Source organism: Aliivibrio friggae (assembly GCF_057368515.1).
The window spans coordinates 1,323,369-1,338,193 of record NZ_CM170648.1; the positions used below are offsets into that span (position 1 = coordinate 1,323,369).

General features: G+C 38.6%; 13 protein-coding genes. 9 read left to right on the forward strand and 4 right to left on the reverse strand.

The window, feature by feature from the left end:
• The first annotated feature begins 59 nt into the window (after window positions 1-59).
• The 8 genes from yiaY (at window position 60) to AC2INI_RS06205 (ending at window position 8,429) form a co-directional block, all read left to right on the forward strand.
• Window positions 60-1,205, forward strand: a complete 1,146-nt coding sequence (yiaY, locus tag AC2INI_RS06170) for an L-threonine dehydrogenase (protein WP_486305606.1) — start codon at window positions 60-62, stop codon at window positions 1,203-1,205.
• 159 nt (window positions 1,206-1,364) lie between these two features.
• Window positions 1,365-1,964, forward strand: a complete 600-nt coding sequence (locus AC2INI_RS06175; protein WP_122034989.1) for a GTP cyclohydrolase II — start codon at window positions 1,365-1,367, stop codon at window positions 1,962-1,964.
• 224 nt (window positions 1,965-2,188) lie between these two features.
• On the forward strand, window positions 2,189-3,442 hold the full coding sequence (locus tag AC2INI_RS06180; RefSeq protein WP_486305607.1) for an imelysin family protein: 1,254 nt from the start codon (window positions 2,189-2,191) through the stop codon (window positions 3,440-3,442).
• A gap of 123 nt (window positions 3,443-3,565) precedes the next feature.
• The gene (locus tag AC2INI_RS06185; RefSeq protein ID WP_486305702.1) at window positions 3,566-4,966 is read left to right on the forward strand and encodes a di-heme oxidoreductase family protein; all 1,401 of its coding nucleotides are present in this window, start codon (window positions 3,566-3,568) and stop codon (window positions 4,964-4,966) included.
• A 10-nt stretch (window positions 4,967-4,976) separates the two neighbouring features.
• On the forward strand, window positions 4,977-5,996 hold the full coding sequence (locus tag AC2INI_RS06190; protein ID WP_486305608.1) for an imelysin family protein: 1,020 nt from the start codon (window positions 4,977-4,979) through the stop codon (window positions 5,994-5,996).
• Window positions 5,986-7,101 carry a DUF1513 domain-containing protein gene (locus AC2INI_RS06195; RefSeq protein ID WP_486305609.1) on the forward strand — a complete coding sequence of 372 codons (1,116 nt, stop codon included), beginning with the start codon at window positions 5,986-5,988 and terminating at the stop codon, window positions 7,099-7,101. Before AC2INI_RS06190 ends, AC2INI_RS06195 begins: the two co-directional genes overlap by 11 nt.
• Window positions 7,102-7,185: 84 nt before the next feature.
• Complete coding sequence (locus AC2INI_RS06200; RefSeq protein ID WP_486305610.1) at window positions 7,186-7,839, forward strand: MBL fold metallo-hydrolase; 654 nt, start codon at window positions 7,186-7,188, stop codon at window positions 7,837-7,839.
• A gap of 203 nt (window positions 7,840-8,042) precedes the next feature.
• On the forward strand, window positions 8,043-8,429 hold the full coding sequence (locus AC2INI_RS06205) for a hypothetical protein (RefSeq protein WP_122034978.1): 387 nt from the start codon (window positions 8,043-8,045) through the stop codon (window positions 8,427-8,429).
• Window positions 8,430-8,591: 162 nt separating this feature from the next.
• On the opposite strand, the gene AC2INI_RS06210 is transcribed toward AC2INI_RS06205, so the two are convergent.
• The gene (locus AC2INI_RS06210) at window positions 8,592-9,506 is read right to left on the reverse strand and encodes a DUF3943 domain-containing protein (RefSeq protein ID WP_122034975.1); all 915 of its coding nucleotides are present in this window, start codon (window positions 9,504-9,506) and stop codon (window positions 8,592-8,594) included.
• 180 nt (window positions 9,507-9,686) lie between these two features.
• The gene (locus tag AC2INI_RS06215) at window positions 9,687-10,859 is read right to left on the reverse strand and encodes an aromatic amino acid transport family protein (RefSeq protein WP_486305611.1); all 1,173 of its coding nucleotides are present in this window, start codon (window positions 10,857-10,859) and stop codon (window positions 9,687-9,689) included.
• A gap of 240 nt (window positions 10,860-11,099) precedes the next feature.
• Between AC2INI_RS06215 and AC2INI_RS06220 the strand changes: the two genes are divergently transcribed.
• A complete protein-coding gene (locus tag AC2INI_RS06220) occupies window positions 11,100-12,335 on the forward strand; it encodes a CinA family nicotinamide mononucleotide deamidase-related protein (protein WP_122034971.1) in 1,236 nt (411 codons plus the stop codon).
• A gap of 51 nt (window positions 12,336-12,386) precedes the next feature.
• On the opposite strand, the gene yfaE is transcribed toward AC2INI_RS06220, so the two are convergent.
• On the reverse strand, window positions 12,387-12,665 hold the full coding sequence (yfaE, locus tag AC2INI_RS06225; RefSeq protein WP_122034969.1) for a class I ribonucleotide reductase maintenance protein YfaE: 279 nt from the start codon (window positions 12,663-12,665) through the stop codon (window positions 12,387-12,389).
• Window positions 12,666-12,748: 83 nt separating this feature from the next.
• Complete coding sequence (locus tag AC2INI_RS06230; RefSeq protein ID WP_486305612.1) at window positions 12,749-14,821, reverse strand: sensor domain-containing diguanylate cyclase; 2,073 nt, start codon at window positions 14,819-14,821, stop codon at window positions 12,749-12,751.
• Window positions 14,822-14,825 lie beyond the last annotated feature (4 nt).

Genomic DNA, 14,825 nt, shown 5'->3' on the forward strand with positions numbered 1-14,825 from the left:
TATCAATGTTACAACATAATCAGTTCTTAAAATTTATATAAATTATATTGGAGTTGGTTATGAGTGCATTTTTTATCCCTAGCGTAAATTTAATGGGTGCTGGTTGTCTTGCTGAGTCAATGGATAGCATTAAATCTCAAGGCTACAAAAAAGCGTTAATCGTGACTGATAACGTATTAGTCGCTATCGGCATGGTAAAACAAGTTTCTGATTTATTAGCTGAGCGCGGCGTAGAAGTTGCGGTGTTTAACGGTACTCAGCCAAACCCAACCATTGGTAATGTAAACGCAGGTCTTAAAATCCTACAAGAAAATCACTGTGACTTAGTTATATCTTTAGGTGGTGGCTCTCCACATGATTGCGCTAAAGGTATTGCGTTAGTTGCAGCTAATGGCGGTGAAATTGGGGATTACGAAGGCGTAGATCAATCGCCAAAACCTCAAATGCCACTTGTTGCTATTAATACAACGGCAGGCACGGCATCAGAAATGACGCGTTTCTGTATCATTACTGATGAAGTTCGTCACATTAAAATGGCTATTGTTGATAAGCATACAACCCCATTAATGTCAGTGAACGATCCTGAATTGATGCTTGCTAAACCAGCATCATTAACGGCAGCAACAGGTATGGATGCATTAACACATGCAATCGAAGCGTATGTATCAATTGCTGCAACACCTGTGACTGATGCGGTAGCGATTAAAGCGATGGAATTGATCCAAGCGCATTTACGTACCGCAGTAGAAGATGGACAAAATCTTGAAGCTCGTGAGCAAATGGCATATGCACAGTTCATGGCGGGTATGGCATTTAACAATGCATCTTTAGGCTATGTTCACGCAATGGCGCATCAGTTGGGTGGTTTTTACGACCTTCCACATGGGGTATGTAATGCAATCCTTCTTCCTCATGTACAAAGCTACAATGCTAAAGTATGTCCTGAGCGTTTAAAAGACGTAGCAAAAGCAATGGGCGTAAATGTTGAAGGCATGACCAATGAAGAAGGTGCTCAAGCGGCATTGGATGCAATTAAAGTGCTATCAACTGACGTAGGTATCCCTTCTGGCCTGACAGCGCTGAATGCAAAAGAAGAAGATTTCGATACGCTAGCTGAAAATGCATTGAAAGATGCGTGTGGTTTTACTAACCCAAAACAAGCAACGCATGAAGAAATTGTGAGCATTTTTAAAGCGGCTATGTAATCGCTTATTTATAAAAGTATTAATTAAGTACGTAAAGGTCTAACATTTGTTGGGCCTTTTTTTTGATTCTTGCATATTTGCTAGGTATGCTTATGATCTTTTTATCTGATTAAATCGTAGAAGGTCTGATCTTCTCATTGAAAAAGGCAGTAAATCAGCATGGCAAACGTAAGAGCTCGTATAGAATTAAAAGTAGGGCAAAGAAGCAATATCCCTGCAGAGATGCTTTCATTTGAAGGGTTAGAGACTGAAAAAGAGCATGTTGCTGTTATCTTTAATCATGCAGATAAGAATCAAACATCGCCTCTGGTTCGCATGCATTCAGAATGTCTAACAGGGGACGTATTTCACTCATCACGTTGTGATTGCGGTGAGCAGTTAGAAGAAACTATTAATCGTATGTCTGAAAGTGGCGGTATTATTTTATATCTTCGCCAAGAGGGACGTGGTATTGGTTTGTATAATAAATTGGATGCTTATGAGCTTCAAAGCCAAGGCATGAATACCTATGAGGCTAATAACCACTTAGGTTTTGGTGATGACTTACGTGACTTTAAAGAAGCAGCTCAAATGCTTGAAGCGTTAGGCCTTTCTAAGATTAAATTAGTCACTAATAACCCAAAGAAAATTGAAGATATTCAAAACTATGGCATCGAACTTGAGTCTGTGGTTAATACGCATGCACATATTAAACAAGGCAATGAGCATTACTTGAAAGCTAAGGCTGCTCATGGTCATAAACTTGATTTAGATGAATAAACTATTGTTTAGATAATGACTCTAAAAGTTATAATTTAAGAGCCTCATCACTTGATGGGGCTTTTTTGCATCTATAGTTCAATATCAAATCTAAATGATAAATATTTGCATTCCTATTTGTTTTGGGTATATTACGCGAATAAAAATTATTATCATTAATAAATTCTTACAGATTTTACTTAATGGTTTACATATTCTATTCATTTGCTCAACAAGGACGATTTATGAACCACGTCAAATTTGCTCGAAATATCATTACAGTATCACTTTTTGTATTACCGACTTTTTCTTATGCAGCAACAGAAGCGGATGTGGTAGAGCATTATGCTGACATTGCACACGCGGTATACAGTGATTCACTAACGACAGCTCAGCAACTTGATAAAGCCATTCACACTTTTTTAAATAACCCATCTGAGAAAGGCTTACAAACGGTTAAAACAGCATGGAAAGCAGCGCGAGTACCTTACCAACAATCAGAAGTGTTCCGTTTTGGTAATGCGATAGTTGATGATTGGGAAGGGCAATTAAACGCATGGCCATTAGATGAAGGCTTAATTGATTATGTGGCTGATGATTATCAATATGAATTAGGTAATGATGGCGCTAAAGCAAATATCGTTGCTTCTACCTCAATCAAAATTGGTGCAGAAACTCTGGATGTGAAAAGCATTGAAGCGGATAAATTGGCTGATCTTAATGAGCTTGGTGGTTCAGAGGCAAACGTAGCAACAGGTTACCATGCGATTGAGTTTCTTCTATGGGGCCAAGATCTAAATGGCACGAATGCAGGGGCAGGTGAGCGTCCATATACCGATTATGTTATTGGATCTGCATGTACTAATGGAAACTGTGAGCGTCGTGCTGAGTATTTAAAATCGGCTTCTGAGTTGTTAATTAAAGATTTATCTTGGATGGAAAAACAGTGGAAAGAAGGTGAGAAAAACTACCGAGCTGAGCTGCTATCTGAGTCTTCAACACAAGGTTTACGCAAAATGTTGTTTGGCATGGGCTCATTATCGCTAGGTGAACTGGCTGGTGAGCGTATGAAAGTAGCATTAGAAGCAAATTCTACCGAAGATGAGCACGATTGTTTCTCTGATAACACGCACAACTCTCATTATTATAATGAGCAAGGTATCTATAACGTTTACACAGGTACTTATACGCGTGCTGATGGCTCTCTATTATCTGGCCCAAGTATCCATGATCTTGTTGCTAAAACAGATAAAAAAGCAGCGAAAGAAATTAAACAACAATTTGATGCAACGCGCACTCAAGTTGGTACGTTAGTGTCAGCGGCTGAAAAAGATAACCAACATTTCGACCAGTTGATTGCATCAGATAATGCAGCGGGTAATGCATTGGTAAACAAATCAATCATGTCACTAGTATTGCAAACGGCATCCATTGAGCGCGCAGCAAATGTGATTGGTATTACAAGCTTAAACCCTGATACCGCGGATCACGAATTTTAATTCTAAGAAAAAGCAGTAGTAGTAATATACCAACCTAAAAATATAGGTATTAGCTCGACCACTTCTCTCGATGTAGTGGTTGAGCTATTTTGTTTTTTAATGATGATCAGGATGTTCGATATTATGAAACCCGCAATGCTTGGAGCAATAGCTTTACTTTCAACGCTTTCTTTCTCTGCTTCTTCAAATAACACTTCTATGGATATCGCGTCTGGTGGTAAAACGAGTGTGAAGAAGGAGGGCCAAAACGCATTTTCTTTACCCGCCGCAAATCTACCTATGAGTAAGCGGTTAGATTTTAGTGTCGGTAACAGTTTTTTTCGTAACCCTTGGGTACAAGCTCCAGCGTCTACTGATGCTAGAGATGGTCTAGGTCCTCTGTTTAATACGAATGGTTGTCAGAATTGCCATATTAAAGATGGCCGAGGTCATGCGCCAAGAGAAGGTGATACAAATTCTGTGTCTATGTTGGTGCGATTAAGTATTCCGGCATTAACGCCTGAGCAAAAAAGGCGTGTCATTTTAGAAGGGGTGATCCCTGAGCCTATTTATGGTGGTCAGTTGCAAGACTTTTCACTGTCTGGAGCAAAACCAGAGGGGCAAATCCATATAACTTACACATCATTACCGATTACGCTTGCTGATGGTGACGTTGTCACGTTACGTAAGCCAAATTTATCAATCACAGAATTAGCGTATGGAGATATGGCAGATAATGTATTGATGTCTGCACGTATTGCGCCGCCAATGATTGGTTTAGGGTTATTAGAATCTATCCCTGAATCAACGATTTTAGGGTTTGCTGAGCAACAGAAACAAGAGAATCACGGGATTTCAGGTAAAGCTAATCAAGTATGGGATGCTAGGGCTCAAGAGTTAGCATTAGGACGTTTTGGTTGGAAAGCAGGACAACCAACACTAATGCAGCAGAATGCCGCGGCGTTTAATGGTGATTTAGGCTTAACCAGTAATATGTTCCCTAAAGATGATTGTACTCAAGCTCAAACTGTTTGTGAAAAACTGCCTCATGGCGGAACTCCAGAAGTGAGTGATAAGATTTTAAATTTTGTTGAATTCTATTCACAACATTTAGCCGTGCCTATTCGTCGAAATGTTCAAGATCCTCAAGTCATTAAAGGGCAAGAGTTATTTAAAGATATCGGTTGTGAAAGTTGTCATAAAACGAATATTAAAACAGCAAAAATTGAAGGCAGACCGGCGTTATCTGATCAGGTAATTCATCCTTATACGGACATGTTACTTCATGACATGGGACAAGGTCTGTCTGATAATCGACCAGAGTTCTTAGCTAATGGTCAAGAGTGGCGAACACCACCGTTATGGGGGCTTGGTTACACACAAGAGGTGAATGGCCATACTGAGATGCTACATGATGGTAGAGCTCGAAATGTACTAGAAGCTGTTTTATGGCACGGCGGTGAAGCACAACAAGCGCGAGATAAAGTCGTGCAGTTATCAACACAAGATCGTAATGCGTTATTGGCATTTTTAGATTCGTTATAAGGTGTAAGTAATGAAAAGTATCTATCTATTGTTAAGCAGCACGGTGTTACTGACTGCCTGCCAAAGTACCAATGAGGCTAATCAAGTTCCTAAAGCAACCAATATGATTGACCATGTTTATTATATTGAACAACAATCAGCCCAACGTTTACTTGAATCTAGCCAACGATTGGCTGAGAGTTTTGAAGGGTATTGTTCGAATCAAACAACAAAAGAACCGGTGGTTATGCAATGGCAACAAACCATGCAATCGTGGATGGCGTTGCAAGGTCAAGAGAGAGGTCCAGAAGCAGCATTGAGCTTAAATTGGAATATTCAATTTTGGCCTGATAAGAAAAACACCACTGGACGAAAAATGTCTCAACTGTTGAAAAAAGATCAAACTTGGAATAGTGAGTTGATCCAACAACAGAGTGTGACGACCCAAGGTTTAGGTGCGGTGGAGTGGTTATTATTTGAGCCTGCATCGACGTTGCCAGCAGAAGAGTCGTGTCAATTAGGTCAAGCTATTACTGCAAATTTGGCGCTTAATACGAAAAAAATGGCTCAAGCATGGCAAGTAAACCCATGGACACAGTTAGATGAAACCATGTGGTTAAATGAATACATAGCATTGCTTGCTAATCAACTTGATTACAGTATGAAAAAGCTCAGTCGTCCGTTAGCAAAAATAGGGCAGCCTAGACCTTATTTTTCTGAATCGTGGCGATCAGAAACGTCTCTAATTTGGCTTAAATATAATGTAATGGCTATGCGTGATCTTTATTTAGCAAATGGTGTTGGGCTTAATCGTTATTTACAAGAGCAAGGACACTCAGACTTAGCTGAAAGAATAGAAGACCATTTTAACTCTACGTTAGAGACATGGCCTGAGTCGTCATCACTATTTGCGGAATTACAGACCAAATCTGGTTATCAAAATACCTTGGCTTTGTACAATAAATTAGAATATTTGAAATACCTGATCCATGAAGAAGTTGCTATCGAATTGGACATTGCTATAGGGTTTAATGCAACTGATGGCGATTAATAATGAAAGACGAAAATTATTGAAAGGCAGTTTTGGGGCGGTCGCATTATCTCCTTGGTTAACAGCGTGTTCGTCGGTCTCGAATTTAGATAAAAAAGCGGCTTTAATCTCTTGCTCCCGAACGGCTAATGGTCGTTTTGGCGCAGTGGTGGCTGACAGTGAAGGTTATCCAATCCATTCTGTCCCTTTACCAGAAAGAGGCCATGGTGTTGCGATTACGCCTAATGGTGACTTGGCGGTTGCCTTTGCGCGTCGTCCGGGTAATTACATGCAACTGTTTAATATAAAAACCGGTGTGAGCTATTCCATTACACCATCTATGCCTAATCGATATTTTTATGGGCATGGGGTGTTCTCTTCTGATGGCTTAACACTTTATACGACAGAGGGAGAGAAAGAGACTAGCCAAGGCGTGATTGGTGTTTATCAATTGCAAGGAACTCAATTAATAAAAATGAAAGAGTTCTCAGGGTTTGGTATTGGCCCACATGAGGTGATTCGTGTTGATGATACAACTTTAGCGATTGGGGTTGGTGGGGTTCATACTAAAGGTAGAGTACCTATTAATTTAGAATCAATGGAACCTGCCTTAGTTTACTTATCTACAGAAACGGGAGAGGTACTCGAATCGGTTGGTTTGCCTGATCATAAATTGAGTATTCGTCATTTATCATTAACCCATGATGGACGCGTATTATGTGGGCAGCAATATCGTGGGGAGCCAGAAGATGGCGCGCCACTGGTTGCCGTGCATCGACGCGGAGAGCCCTTGAAGCAATTAAATGCAGAGCCTGAACAGTGGCTCCGTTTTAATCATTATATTGCCAGTATTGCTGTTCTTGGGGATCATGTTGTAGCAACGTCACCAAGAGGTAATTGTTATGGGGTATGGAACCTAAAGACTAATCAGTTAGTTGAGATTACCTCTTTAGCTGATGCCTCTGGAGTGGTGGCTAATAAGCGTCATCATGGCTTACCACAATGGCATATTAGTTCAGGTACAGGAAAGGTGATCCACAGAACGGAAAATGGAGAAGTGACAAGCCAGCAAACCAATGTCATGTGGGACAATCATTGGAGCCAGATCCCATTCGCTCATAGTTAGTGTTTTACCCATAAAAAATATCTGAATTCCCCTTAAATAACAGCCGTGGTATTCTTAGCGTAATTATTTTAGGAAGAGAAAGCTATGAGTTTACAATATCAAATTATTCCAGTGACTCCTTATGAGCAAAACTGTTCAATTGTATGGTGCGATGAAACCATGAAAGGGGTAGTTATCGATCCAGGTGGTGATGTTCACTTGCTAAAACAAGCGATTGATGCATTAAATATTGATGTTGTACACATGGTATTAACTCATGGTCATCTCGATCATGTTGGTGGTACTGAAGACCTAGCTGCGATTACTAATGCATCGATTATTGGTCCACATAAAGAAGATAACTTTTGGTTACAAGGGCTTCCAAATCAAAGTGAACGATTTGGTTTCCCTCACACTGATGCATTCGAGCCTAATCAATGGCTGAATGAAGGTGATGTTGTTGAATTTGGTAATCAAAAGCTAGATGTTTTACACACTCCAGGTCATACGCCAGGGCATGTCGTGTTATTTAACCAAGAGGCTAAAATGGCATTTGTTGGTGATGTGCTGTTTAAAGGAGCTATTGGTCGCTCGGATTTCCCTCGTGGCGATTACGAGACTCTGATTGCTTCAATTAAAACAAAATTGTGGCCATTAGGAAATGATATGAAATTTGTTCCGGGTCACGGACCTGAATCAACATTTGGTTATGAGCGTAAAACAAACCCATTTGTCGCGGATAAAATGCCACTTTGGTAAGAAAGTTGGCAAAAGTGCGGTACTTTTCGCCATACAGTGCCATCCTCTCTATAAATATTGCGCGTTTTTTGGTATAAAACGCGCTTCGCCAATTCCAATACAACTATTTGAGTTTCACTTTAGGAATTGACATCTTTTTTCCGCTACTATTTTTGAGCACTTATTGTTTGAAAATAGAGTTAGCGCAACGGAGTTTAAGTTTCATGAAAATTGCTCACAAACGTAAAGTACAGTCTAAGCTGCATAAACGCATTAAAGCAACTGCACCAAAAACTGAAGTGAAAAAAGCAGCTAACCCTGCAAAAGTAGCTAAACCAGTTGAAAAGAAAGTGGAAGCAGTAGTTGCAGCAGCACCTAAAGCGGTGGCAGTAGCGACAGATATCGCTCTAACGCCAAAGCAACAGACTGTATTTGATATTGTTTGCCAGAACCCTGAAGGTATCAATTCAAAAGATATTGGTCTTGCAGCAGGTCAAGAAGAAGCAAAAGCGGCAGCATGGGCAACAGGTGGCTTGAAAAAGCTAGTTGAAGAAAACCTAGTTGTACGTGAACAACTTGCTGGTAATAAAGTAAGCTATAAAGCAGCGTAATCAATACGTTAGTTTAGCTTATTTTAAGACACAAAAAGGCCGAGGTAATCTCGGTTTTTTTGTGTCTTAAATTCGCCCATAAAAAAAGGACACCGCGTGGTGTCCTTTTTTATTGTTTATTCAGGTTATTATTAAAGTGACTACTTATTATTGGAATAGGTATTAGAACTTCAATTTAACTTCAAGACCCACAAATTGGTCTGTATAAGGCATACCAGCATCATAAGCAAATTGTGCAGCATCACCATTACTAAACCAAGCGTTGTAAGCTAGGTTAACTTCAGTGTCGCCACCCCATGCATCCGTTACCCAGTAATGAATATGGCCTACAGGGTTTAAGAAGAACAGACTCACGCTACCTAGTGTATCTGAGCCCATGACCTCGCCGCCATTATCAGTGATGCGTAATTCTTGTTGCAACATCAATTCACCAACCACAGCACCGAAGAATGGCGTTACGAATAGATCTTGAATAGAAGGAACTTCTGCAAAGGCTTCTACACCATACTCCCAGAAGAAGGTCGACATTGTTGTTGAGTATAAGAAAGACTCGAATTCATTAAAGCCAGCATGACGTGCAGCAGTATAATAAACACCACCAAAGTATGGATGCATAATGTAGTTTAAGAAATGCTCATCTTTATCCCAAACAGGACCAGAGCTCACATTATCCTTCCATTTACTACCAAGACCTTTAAGGCTTGAATCTTCAGAATCCCACTTTGTAATACTTTCAGGTAGGAAGGTCATTAAGCCTACTGTTGCAACACTTAAACCAAGAATGGTATAAGATTGCTCCATAAGGTAATCCCAATCACGCTCGTCAGACACGCGTAAATAATGTGGCAATTGGGTGCTTTCTGCATAAGTATCTGTTTCGGCAACTTTTGATGGTGTTTCACCATCTAAACGCATTGGCGAAATAGTAAAAGAATCATTAGAACAGTAGCTCGAGTAAATATTTGTTGAACAGTCGCGTTGATAATCCATCTCATAGGCGCTATTGATATCTAGAGCATAGGCTTGCGTTGAAGCTACACACCCTAAAAGCAAACTGACTATTGCTTGTTTTTTCACGGAAAGTCCTTAATTAAATCAAATACTGAGCTAGATCACAATTATCTACTATTAATCAAAAAATGCAAAACATAAAAGCAAAAAAGGCCTATTTACTATTCATTTTGATGAGTAAATAGGCCTTAAATACAGGAGCTTATAATATATGTGTTTAGTTCATTTTTTGTGATGTGTTCCCAGCTATAAAGAACTGAATAATTGACTGCCTATAATTATTAATCCAAAGATTAAAACAATGACTAAAGCTGGGGTGCCACCAATAACAGTATATTCAGACTCTTGGTGTCTTCTTCGCGCTGATACAACGAGAGCCACAGGTAAGAATAGAGCTAATATTACAAGTGCTATTGCGGCGTAACCTAATGCTGTAATAAAACCTTGTGGGTAAAATAAAGCAAACATCAACGGTGGAGTGTAGGTTAATAAAGCCGTCACAATGGATGATTTTTGCCATTTCTTTGATGAGTCACGTAGGAATTCAAATAAGCCTAAACTAACGCCAATAAAAGAAGTTAGCAGTGCTAAATCGGCAAACAGTGATAAAGCCACCTGTATAAATTGATGGTCAATAGATTGTTGGATGGTGGTAATAAATTGGTTTAGGCCATTAATTTGTTCAAATTCAGACTGAGATAACTGACCTAGGGTAATACCTTGCCAAAATAAGTAGATAACTAAAGGAAGTGAAGAACCAATGAGTAAACTGATTTTGATCTTCTTTATATCTAATTCAAGGTAATTAACAATGGCCGGAATACTGCCATGAAAACCAAAAGAGGTAAAAATCACAGGAAGAGCAGTAATAAATACGCCTTGATGTACGGGAAGTGACATTAAGTATTCACCAGTAATGTTTGGCGTTAAGAAAAACAGAATCGTTACTAGCATGATTAATTTTAAGGTAAATAATCCTCGGTTAATCACATCAACCGTTTTTGTTCCCAAGGCAATGATAACAGCTACGATGACGGTGAATAGAATAGTAGAGATTGTTTTTGACAACTCGAAAGGCGCAATTAGATTGATTTTTGCATGAAATTGTTCACTTCCGCCGGCTATGTAAGCGGCACATAATGCGTAAAAAAGAAACAACATTGAAAAAGTAGCAATTCGTTGTCCATTCTTCCCTAAGAATTGATATGCAAGACTGTGCAATGTTGCGCTACGGTGTCCATACTGGTGAACCTCTAGCATTAACAAGCTTGTGTAGCTCATGATCACCCAAATACCGACCATTAATAGACTCGCTGTAAAGAAACCTAAACTTGCAGAAACAAGAGGTAGGGCTAGCATACCTGCCCCAATAGTGGTTCCTGCGATTATTAGCGCGCTTCCTAGTACTTTTGTCTTCATTTATACCACTTCTTATACTGAATCAATTAAAATTTGAGTCTTATTCCAATGATGAGAATGTACGCGCAATTGAAATTTAACTCAATACATTTGTACAATTTAAAATACACTTAATGTAATTAATTCTTTACGGCTACCCTAAAAAGGAAGATTTACTAGAATTGAAACAAGATAGGTTTTTTAAATCGCTTAATGTGATAAATTAGAAGTAATTATAGAAATATCAAAGAGGAAAAGTGCATGTTGCAAGTAGCAATGATTAGCACAGGCGAAGAGATCTTACATGGTGATATTGTAGATACTAATGCCGCATGGTTATCTCAACAATTTTATCAACATGGTTTTAAGTTATCTAATCGTTCAACTGTTGGTGACAGCATTGATGCATTAGTTGCTGAGATACAGCACCAAGCTAAGAATGCGTCAGTTGTTATTGTAAATGGTGGATTAGGTCCTACGTCGGATGATATTTCTAGTGAAGCGGCAGCAAAGGTATTAAATACACCACTGGTGATGTCTCAATATTGGTTAGACAGAATGCAAGCTCAATACCTTAACCAAGGTAGAGAGATGCCACACAGTAATATTAAACAAGCAATGTTGCCTGAAGGGGCGCAATTGATTGATAACCCTGTAGGGACAGCTTGTGGCTTTTTTATTGAAGTTAATAAATCAATAGTGATATTCACACCAGGTGTACCGTCTGAGTTTAAAGTGATGGTAGAGCATCAAATTTTACCTAGAATGAAGCAATGGCACCCTATGGTTGAAGCATCTGAATGCAGTCGACTGTTTACTTTTGGTTTATCAGAATCAGGTATTCAGGATACATTGCAACAGGTTCGCTTACCTCATGGCTTTGAGATTGGCTATCGCTCATCTCTTCCTTTTATCGAAGTAAAATTATTTGGTCCTGCAAACCATGATAGCCGATTTCCTATTTTAGAAAGGATCTATCATTTACTTGGTGATAATGTTGTTAGTGTTGATGAATCGATGCTGCCAAATGTGGGGGCATTGTTGAGTGAGTTTTCGTTAAATATTACCGTAGCAGAACAAGCAACAGGTGGTTGGTTAACGAATTGGTTGCAAGAAGATGAACAGATTAGAATGAATATGAAGCAGGGATGGATCCTCTCTTCTCAGGTTGATCAGCAAATGGCAGGGCAAGATCCCCTTGCGGCTGCACTGGCGTTGGCTGCAGCAACTCGTGAGAGAACTAAAACGGCGATTGGTTTATCTTCAGGCCCTGTGATTCAAGGTAAAGTTGCAGTGGCATTATCGACACCTTACGGTGAGTGGGGGCAGTTGGTTAGTTTAAAGCGTAATTATAGCTATAACGAAATGCGTTCAATTTTATCAACATTAATGTTGGATATGCTGCGTCGTTGTCTAGAGAAGAAACCGATGTTTGGTCAGTATCAGTCGATCAATCGAGAGTCTGAAATTTATGTTCCACAGAGTGCTTTACAATAAATAAAATATCTCAGTCAATAAAAGAGAAGCGATCCCATTTGGGGTCGTTTTTTATGCCTTTTTAGCCATTATCTGAAAATTAACTCCCTCAAGTACCAGGTCTGTTTTTGCTTTGCATACGCAAGGTAAAATTTCGTTTGGGGCTAAAAATGCCAGCGGAAATGATTGATAAGTCACTTCACCAGAGACTAGCGTACAACGGCAAGTACCACAGTCACCATTTCGACAATGAGACTCAACTTGCATTCCCTGATCTTCCATGACCTCTAGTAGAGATCTATGTGTTTGATTGTTTAATGTCACAATACTATTGATGTGTATCTTTGTCATATGGTCAAGGGTTGCTTAGATAAAATGAAGGCAAAAGAATACCACAACCAATATCAATAATAGAGAGATTAATAGTAGGGGTATTAGGTTAACGCCTCTATTTTATTATGTTCAAAATAACAATTACGGCCACTTTTTTTAGCGATATACAATGCTTTATCAGCTTGTTCAATTAATTGGTTTAGAGTTAGCGTATTGAAATAATCAGTGGCATAACTTAGCCCAATAGAGACTGACACGTAATTAGAACAGGTCGATGCCTCATGTGGGATCAATAATGTTTTGATCTGATTGAGCAATGAAGTCAGTTTCTCATTCATTTTATCCTGTTCTATGGTTGAAACTAGGATAAAAAATTCATCTCCACCATATCTATAAACTTGAGTATTCAGCCCGTGGAAGTGCTCTTTGATTAAGTTACTTACCTTAATTAAAACCTTATCCCCAGCAATATGCCCATAGGTATCGTTGTATTCTTTATAGTGATCAATATCGAGCATGATCCCTGTGTACTTTTGAGTTAACTGACTTTTAAGTTGATTAAACCGTGAATCAAGAGAGCTACGATTCCACAATTGAGTTAAGTGGTCTGTTTGTGACAATAAGACCAGCTGTTGTCGGTTGTATTGATTTTCAAGAGAAATTGAGATGTAGCTTATTAGTTGAGTAAATAACTCAAAATGAAAAGCTTGATACTGGTAACTATCCTTCGCTTGAACAGTAAAGCAGGCCTTAATTTCATTATTTATGCTTATAGGCGAAAACATAATTGATTTAAAATGAACTTGTTTATCACAGTTATCGCCTAGCATAGCTACTTTTTGCTCACTATTCATATGATTATAGTAAAACGAAGAGTCGCTTTTGATGCAGTAACTCATATAAGTACTCTCACTCTCACAATTAGAGATATAAGAGCTTTTCTTTGAGTTATCAGTATTATAATAATCAATGGTTATTTGATCTTTTTCTTTATCAAAAAAACCTAATGCTAATGTATCTATTTGAAATAGAGCCGAAAGCTCTTGCTGTATTGTTGGTAAAACATCTTGTATATCAGAACAATTATTGATGTATTGACCAATTTTATTGATTACAGCTAAATTGTTAGAAAGAGATTTCATTGTACTCAACTCTAATTTTGCGACATTTAAGCGGTACAATTGCTGAAGGTAATCACTTTCTCTTTTAAGAAGTTCTCTTCTAGAGTTTAATAATGATGACGTTAATGTTTGATAGTGTTTTTCTCGATATTCTGGGTCATCAATATCTTTAATGCGGAGTAAGATAATATCATTGAAACCATCAATTAGTTTGTCGCTTTCAATGGCTTTTGCAATAGATAATCCTTTTTCAATGTAAGTATCTAACTTATCATAACGATGATAACTAGTTAGAAAATGGCAATACTCTAAAATCATTTCTGAAATGTAATAGTCGTACTGGCAGGCTTGCATATTCTCAATTGAAAGAAGGTGAAAGTGTTCTGCTTGCTCTATTTGCTCCATTCCATTTGATATTTCAGCTTTTATTTTATAGTAAAACCCTAGGAATTTTGGTTCTGACTTAATATCAGGATATAAAAAATCGAGTATTTCTTGAGCTTCTGAAAATAAAAATTGTTTGGCTTTGATATCAGCGATATTAAACAGTGATAGGGCGGATGAGTGTTTAGGACCGTGCTCGGTAAGCAGGGCTGTTGCCTCATTTAAGTAAGCAAGGGCTTCATTAAAGTTACCAATTTGGCTAAAGATATCACCAATGTTATTTTTAATGATACCAGAGATGTAATCGTCACAAAATTGTTCTGATCTTTCGGCTTTAGCTAAAAACTTATGGGCATAGAAATAGTTACCGAGCATGCCATAAAGAGTACCGATGTTGTAGTGGCAAAAACAGATCAGAAACTCTTGCTTAGCTTGTTGAGCAAAAGTGATAGCATCAAAAAATAAGCTAATAGATTCAATGAGCCTTCCTGAACGAGACAGAAGGTAAGCATGGAATATATGCTCAAATTGAGGTGCGATTACTTGTTTTTGTTTTAGTGTTTCAACAGTGATGGTATTCAGTTGATATTGAACGTGCTCTTTTGATGTCGCCATTGGTAACTGGCGAACTTGTTCTAATAAGTAATTGTTCCATGAGTCTTTAGCCATAATT